Consider the following 5,799-nt stretch of genomic DNA (forward strand, 5'->3'; position numbering starts at 1 on the left):
CGTCCCCTTTGGGGGGCCATGAGGAGAAGCCACCCGAGGAGGGTGGCTTTTCTGTTGGCGTGTGTTGTGGCTGCAGCCCAACCCCCTGACGACGGTTCTGTCGTGACATGGCGTCGTCGCTTTCGTCCCTGTTCCTGTCGCTGAGCGGGATCAGACGTGGATCTGCGCCAGGCTGGTGATCGCCTCGAAGGGACCGGGATCCTGTTCCGGGTTGTCCTGGCGCCGGCTGAAGCGGGTCGCCATCCCGGCGGTTCGGGCGGCTTCCAGCTCGGCCCTGACATCACTCACAAAGAGAATCGCCCCGGGCTCCAGACCCATGGCGGCCGCGATGGCCCGGTAGCTGGCGGCATCGCCCTTGCTCCCGGTGCTCGTATCGAACCAGTGGCTGAACAGCCCGCTCAGATCGCCGGCGTTGCTGTGGCGGTACAGCAGCTTCTGGGCCTTCACCGATCCGGAGGAGTAGACGGCCAGCTCCAGGCCGTAGCGTCGCCAGGCCCGCAGGACCGGGGGCACATCCTCGAACAGGGGGCAGCGCAGTTCCCCGTTGGCATACCCCTGATCCCAGATCAGGCCCTGCAGCTCCTTCAGGGCCGGCAGCTTGCGGTCCTGATCGATCAGCTCCTGAAGGAACCGGACTCTCCTGAGGTGGCTGACTGTCTCGCTTTGGTTGCTGTCGTTGCCGGTGTCTGCCATGGCCGCATCGATCGCCTGGACCAGCGGGGCCAGTGCCGGCTCGTCGGACGCCGCCCGCAGAAAGCCATCGAGCCGCTCACGGGCGTATGGGAAGAGCACCTGGCTCACGAAGGGCACCGGGCAGGTGGTGCCTTCGATGTCGAGCAGCACGGCCTGGATGCCGCTGGCCTTGGGATGCCGCTGGCCCAGGGCCTCGAGGAGCAGCCGGCGCCAGCGCTGCTCCAGCAGCCACTCCAGGATTTCCAGGTGTCGACGGGCTTCGGCCAGGTCGCGCCCCCAGGCGTAGAGACCATGGCCGCCGATCAGCAGGCCATGGGGAGCGTCCACGAGCAGCGGGCCGGCGGTGGCACTGAGCCGCGCTAGGTCCTGATCGTTGGCCAGCACCGGGAGCGTCACCCGGCGGCGATGGCTGTCGATGCCCGCCAGTCCCTTGAGCATTTCCATGCCCTGCAGTGCCAGGCCCCCGGCGTCCCTCCCCTCCCCCAGACACCAGTCGGAGAGCAGGGTGGCCGCGTGGGAATGGGTGTGCAGCACGGCACCGGCGCCGGTGCGCTCCACGATTTCCACATGCAGCAGGGTCTCGGCACTGGCCCGACCGTCGCCCGCCACCACCTGCCCATGGGCGTCCACCTGGATCAGGGCCTCCGGGGCGACCGTGCCCTTGTCGACGCCGCTGGGGGCCATCAGCAGAACCAGGGGGTCGCGCGCGAGAACGCAGCTGAAGTTGCCGCCGGTGCCGTCGCACCAGCCGCGGGCATGGACGGCCGCCATGGTCTGGCTGAGCTGTTCGGCGAGGGCGCTGGTCACGCGGGCTTGGGAACGAAGGGAACGGCGGGGGCGGGCCCCCTGGTCAGCTCTGGCAGCGGGGGCACCAGTGACTGCTGCGCCCCCCCAGCTTCTCGCGCAGGATCACCGTGCCGCAACGGCGGCAGGCTGATCCGCCTCGGCGGTACACCCAGGCCTGCCCGCCATAGTTGCCATTGGTGCCCTGCAGATCCCGGAAATCACTGAAGGTGGTGCCACCGGCGCCGATGCTGGTCTCCAGCACCTCCACCAGGGCCAGGTGCAGCCGCTCCAGGCGGCTCAGCGGCAGACGGCCGCTGGGCGTCTGGGGCAGGATCCCGGCCGCGAACAGGGATTCATCGGCGTAGATGTTGCCCACCCCCGCCACCAGCGACTGGTCGAGCAGGGCGTTCTTGATCGGCCGGCGTGAGCCCTTCAGCCGCTGCCGCAGGTAGGCCCCGTTGAACTCCGTCGCGAAGGGTTCGGGTCCCAGGCGCCGCAGGCCACCCATCACCACGTCATCGTCGACCCCGGGCGGCACCCACCACATCTGGCCGAAGCTGCGGGTGTCGACGAAGCGCAGTTCCTCTCCGCCCCCGCTCCAGACGCGCACCCGGGTGTGGGGGCAGGGGGGACGGTCCTCCGCCAGCCAGAGAAACTGGCCGGTCATGCGCAGGTGAACGCCCCAGCGGCCCGCGGGGCTGCCGTCCGGGGCTTCGAGATCGGCCAAGAGGTACTTGCCGCGGCGGTGCCACCGGCCCACGCAAAGGCCCCGAAGAGCCCTGCAGAAATCGGCAGGGTCTTCGGGGCTGGCGATGGCACGGGCGCGGAGCACCTCAACGCGGTCGATGACGAGACCGGACGTCTGGTGTTCAAGCCCCCGGCGTACGGTTTCGACCTCCGGGAGCTCGGGCATGCCCGGGATCGTAGGGCTGCGCGTGGAGGGCCCGGCGCGAAGCTCAGGCCTTGACGAGCTCGCTCTCGGCGAAGTTGTTGGTGTTGATGCCGCCGTCGGAACCGCTGTAGCCGTTGTAGTTCACCTTCTCGAAGCGAACCACGACCGGGTAGCGGATGCCGGAGGTGTCCACGGACGCCACGGTGCCCACTTCGTTGTACCAGTAGGACTCGGGACGCTTGATCCGTACTTTGTCGCCGCGGGAGATGGCCATCGCTGGGCTGGAAGGTCGGGTGGTCTGCGCAGCGACACTACCGGCGATCAGGGGCCCGTGCCCGGGCGATGTCACGGTTCGTTGCCGGCCCCGTGGCAGCATCCCCGAACCCACCGCCGGCCCCGCCGATGGTCCCGTCCATGGCCCTGCCCGAGGCCCCCCAGCTGCGCCTGGATCTGCCCGATCCCGAGAGCGACACCCTCAGCACGATGGAGTTCCTGGCCCGGCTGGAGGAGGCCTGGGCCGTCTGCGACCGTTTCGACCTGCAGACCGAAATCTGGCGAGGCCGCATCCTGCGTTCGGTGCGCGACCGGGAACGGCGGGGCGGCGAAGGTCGCGGCACCGGCTTCCTGCAGTGGCTGCGGGAGCGGGAGATCAGCAAGACCCGGGCCTACACCCTGATTCAGCTGGCGGAGTCGGCCGACGGCCTGGTGGGCGAGGGCCTGCTGGAGGAGGCCAGCGTCAACAACTTCTCCAAGCGGGCCTTCCTGGAGACGGCCCAGGCGGACCCGGAGGTCCAGCTGATGATCAGCGAGGCGGCCAACGAGGGCCAGCAGATCACCCGCAAGCAGGTGCGACGGCTCACCGATGAGTTCACCGCCGCCACCAGCCCCCTGCTGCCGGAGGAGATCCGCCAGCGCACCGCCGACAACCTGCTGCCTCCCCGGGCCGTGGCGCCCCTGGTGCGGGAACTCGCCAAGCTGCCCGAGGAGCAGCAGGACGACCTGCGTCGGGTGCTGCGGGATGAACCGGAGCTGGAGCGGGTCAAGGATGTGACCCTCACGGCCCGCTGGCTCAGCAAGGCGGCCGAGGCCGGCCTGGCGGTGCGGGCCTTCCAGCAGGGCAACCTCGACCTGGAGAAAGCCCTGCAGGAGGCCCAGCGCCTTGATGCCCTGGGCCTCCTGGCCGATGCGGTCGGCCAGGCCCAGGCCCTGGAGAGCGCCGTGCTCAAGCTGCACACCAGCTGGCGCCGGCTGGGGGGCCTGCAGGAGCGTCTCTGGGTGGAGAGCGGCAGCAGCACGCCCCATCTGCGGGAGCTGCTCACCGTGCTGCAGAGCCTCAGCGGCACCACCATGCGGGTGTCCCTGGGGGAACTGGCCGGGGGCAAGCGGGTGCGCCTGCAGCTGGTGGAGGAGTCCCCCGACCAGCTGGAGCCGCCCCCGTTGCAGTGAAGAGGCGCCCCCCACATCTGGTGGGAGCTAGGGTCTGGCGGTACCAGCGGTGGAGTGAGCTTGGGGGCTGATCCCCTCACCGAAAGCCTGCAGCGCCATTTCGGCTGGGAGAGCTTCCGGCCCGGTCAGCGCCCGGTGGTGGAAGCCCTGCTCGCCGGCCGTGACTGTCTGGCGGTGCTGCCCACCGGTGCCGGCAAGTCGCTCTGCTTCCAGCTTCCCGCCCTGGTGCGGGACGGCCTGGTGGTGGTGATCTCCCCGCTGGTGGCCCTGATGCAGGACCAGGTGAGCCAGCTGCAGGCTCGGGGCATTCCCGCGGCCTGCCTGCACCGGGGCCTGGATCCGGGGCAGCGCCGCCAGCTGCAGCAGCGCCTGGCGGCCAACCGGCTGCGCCTGCTCTACCTGGCCCCCGAGAGGGCCCAGGCGGAGGCCACCCGCCAGCTACTCGACGAGGCCCTCGAGACCGGCCGGCTGGTGGCCCTGGCGGTGGATGAGGCCCACTGCATCAGCGCCTGGGGCCATGATTTCCGCCCCGACTACCGGCGCCTGGGCCAGCTGCGGGCGCTGTGCCCGGGCGTGCCTTTGGTGGCCCTCAGCGCCACCGCAGCCCCCCAGGTGCGGGCCGACATCATCCGGCTGCTGCAGCTGCGGCGGCCCCTGGTGCAGGTGCGATCGGCCCGCCGCGGCAACCTCGCCTACACGATGCGGCGGCGCCCCGCCGATCCCCTGACGGAGGTGGTGGCGGCGATCGGCGAGGCCCGTGGGGCGGTGCTGATCTATGCCCGCACCCGTCGCTCGGTGGAGCAGTGGGCCGCGCGCCTGACGGCGGCCGGGGTGGAGGCGATCGCCTACCACGCCGGCATGGACCCCGAGAGCCGCCAGCTGGCCCTGCGCCATTTCCAGGAGCATCCTGCCCCGGTCCTGGTGGCCACCGTCGCCTTCGGCATGGGGGTCGACCGGCCCGACGTCGGGCTGGTGCTGCACCTCGACCTCCCGGCCAGCGCCGAGGGCTACCTGCAGGAATCCGGGCGGGCTGGCCGCGACGGGCTGCCCGCCCGTTGCCTGGTGCTCTTCGATCCGGCCGATCGCACCAGCCTGGGCTGGGCCATGCGCTCCGCCGGCCAGCAACTGCCCCCCGACCAGCGGCTGCTGGAGCGCCACCGGCTCGAACTGGCCCAGCAGCAACTGCGGCGCATCGAGGCGGTGGCCGAAGGGGAGGGCTGCCGGGAGCAGGCCCTGCTCCTGGCCGTGGGGGAGATCTCCCCTCCCTGTGGCCGCTGCGACAACTGCCTCTCGGCCCGGTCCAGCAGCGACTGGGCCCCGCAGGCCGCCGTGCTGCTCTCCGCCCTGGAGGACCGGAGCGGCCGCGACCTGCGCAGCCTGGCCGAGGACCTGGCCGGTGCCCACGGGGAGGAGGAACCCTCCTGGGCCTGGCTGGCCCGCCGGCTGGTGCAGGAGGAACTGATCAGCGAGAGCGATGACGGGGCCCAGCGCCTGTACCTGCGCCCGGTGGGCCGGAGTTACCTGCGGGATCCCTGGCCCCTGCGCTGGTCGGCCTGAAGCGTCAGCCCCAGGCCGCCGCTCAGCTGCGGGCCTTGCAGAGGTCGGAGACCAGCTGCTGCTCGAATTCGGCCTGGGGGTCGTCCCAGCTCTTCCACTGCCCGGCCTGGCTGGTGGCGTTGAGCTTGCGGGCGCTGCAGTTGACGGCCAGGTAGAGGGATTCCCCCTGGGAATTGAGGGTGGGGGCCACCATGCTGCCGCCCATCGGCTGCCAGTTGGCCCAGTCCACCTGCAGGGGGCCGTAATTGCGCCAGTCCGGCTTGCCGGGGGTGGCGGTGCTGGCGGGCCGGGGGGCGGCCGCCACCGTGGCGGGCTGGGGTCGGGGCGTTGGTGCCGGGGTGGCCCGGGCGACGCTGGGGGCGGGGCGGCTGGCGGCTGGCGTCTGTGCCGGAGCCGGCGCAGGCTTGGCCGCCGTCGCGGTCGGC

At 71.4% G+C, this 5,799-nt stretch carries 6 protein-coding genes; 2 read left to right on the top strand and 4 right to left on the bottom strand.

Annotated features, from left to right (window positions below; translation table 11 throughout):
• Positions 1–150: 150 nt before the first annotated feature.
• From mtnC to KUG38_RS04270, 3 genes are read right to left on the bottom strand one after another with little or no spacing between them, the layout of a single operon-like run.
• Complete coding sequence (gene mtnC / locus KUG38_RS17105; protein ID WP_353617712.1) at positions 151–1,500, bottom strand: acireductone synthase; 1,350 nt, start codon at positions 1,498–1,500, stop codon at positions 151–153.
• Positions 1,501–1,543: 43 nt separating this feature from the next.
• Complete coding sequence (locus KUG38_RS04265) at positions 1,544–2,392, bottom strand: DNA-formamidopyrimidine glycosylase (RefSeq protein ID WP_216919320.1); 849 nt, start codon at positions 2,390–2,392, stop codon at positions 1,544–1,546.
• Between the two features lie 43 nt (positions 2,393–2,435).
• Complete coding sequence (locus KUG38_RS04270) at positions 2,436–2,645, bottom strand: photosystem I reaction center subunit IV (RefSeq protein WP_094587464.1); 210 nt, start codon at positions 2,643–2,645, stop codon at positions 2,436–2,438.
• A 128-nt stretch (positions 2,646–2,773) separates the two neighbouring features.
• Between KUG38_RS04270 and KUG38_RS04275 the strand changes: the two genes are divergently transcribed.
• Together KUG38_RS04275 and KUG38_RS04280 are read left to right on the top strand one after the other, a co-directional pair.
• Positions 2,774–3,817: a hypothetical protein gene (locus KUG38_RS04275; RefSeq protein ID WP_216919322.1), complete on the top strand. Its 1,044-nt coding sequence runs from the start codon at positions 2,774–2,776 to the stop codon at positions 3,815–3,817.
• A gap of 60 nt (positions 3,818–3,877) precedes the next feature.
• Positions 3,878–5,374 carry a RecQ family ATP-dependent DNA helicase gene (locus KUG38_RS04280; protein WP_216919325.1) on the top strand — a complete coding sequence of 499 codons (1,497 nt, stop codon included), beginning with the start codon at positions 3,878–3,880 and terminating at the stop codon, positions 5,372–5,374.
• A gap of 22 nt (positions 5,375–5,396) precedes the next feature.
• Here KUG38_RS04280 and KUG38_RS16870 read toward each other — a convergent pair.
• Positions 5,397–5,799, bottom strand: a 403-nt coding sequence (locus tag KUG38_RS16870) for a DUF8654 domain-containing protein (RefSeq protein ID WP_502988679.1), incomplete at its 5' end; no start/stop codon positions are given.

Source organism: Synechococcus sp. CCAP 1479/9, assembly GCF_019038535.1.
Lineage (GTDB): Bacteria > Cyanobacteriota > Cyanobacteriia > PCC-6307 > Cyanobiaceae > Cyanobium.

Excerpts from the sequence above, each read along its gene's own strand:
- KUG38_RS04270 (WP_094587464.1), bottom strand. The coding sequence starts at position 2,645 with ATGGCCATCTCCCGCGGCGACAAAGTACGGATCAAGCGTCCCGAGTCC.
- KUG38_RS04275 (WP_216919322.1), top strand. The coding sequence starts at position 2,774 with ATGGTCCCGTCCATGGCCCTGCCCGAGGCCCCCCAGCTGCGCCTGGAT.
- KUG38_RS04265 (WP_216919320.1), bottom strand. The coding sequence starts at position 2,392 with ATGCCCGAGCTCCCGGAGGTCGAAACCGTACGCCGGGGGCTTGAACAC.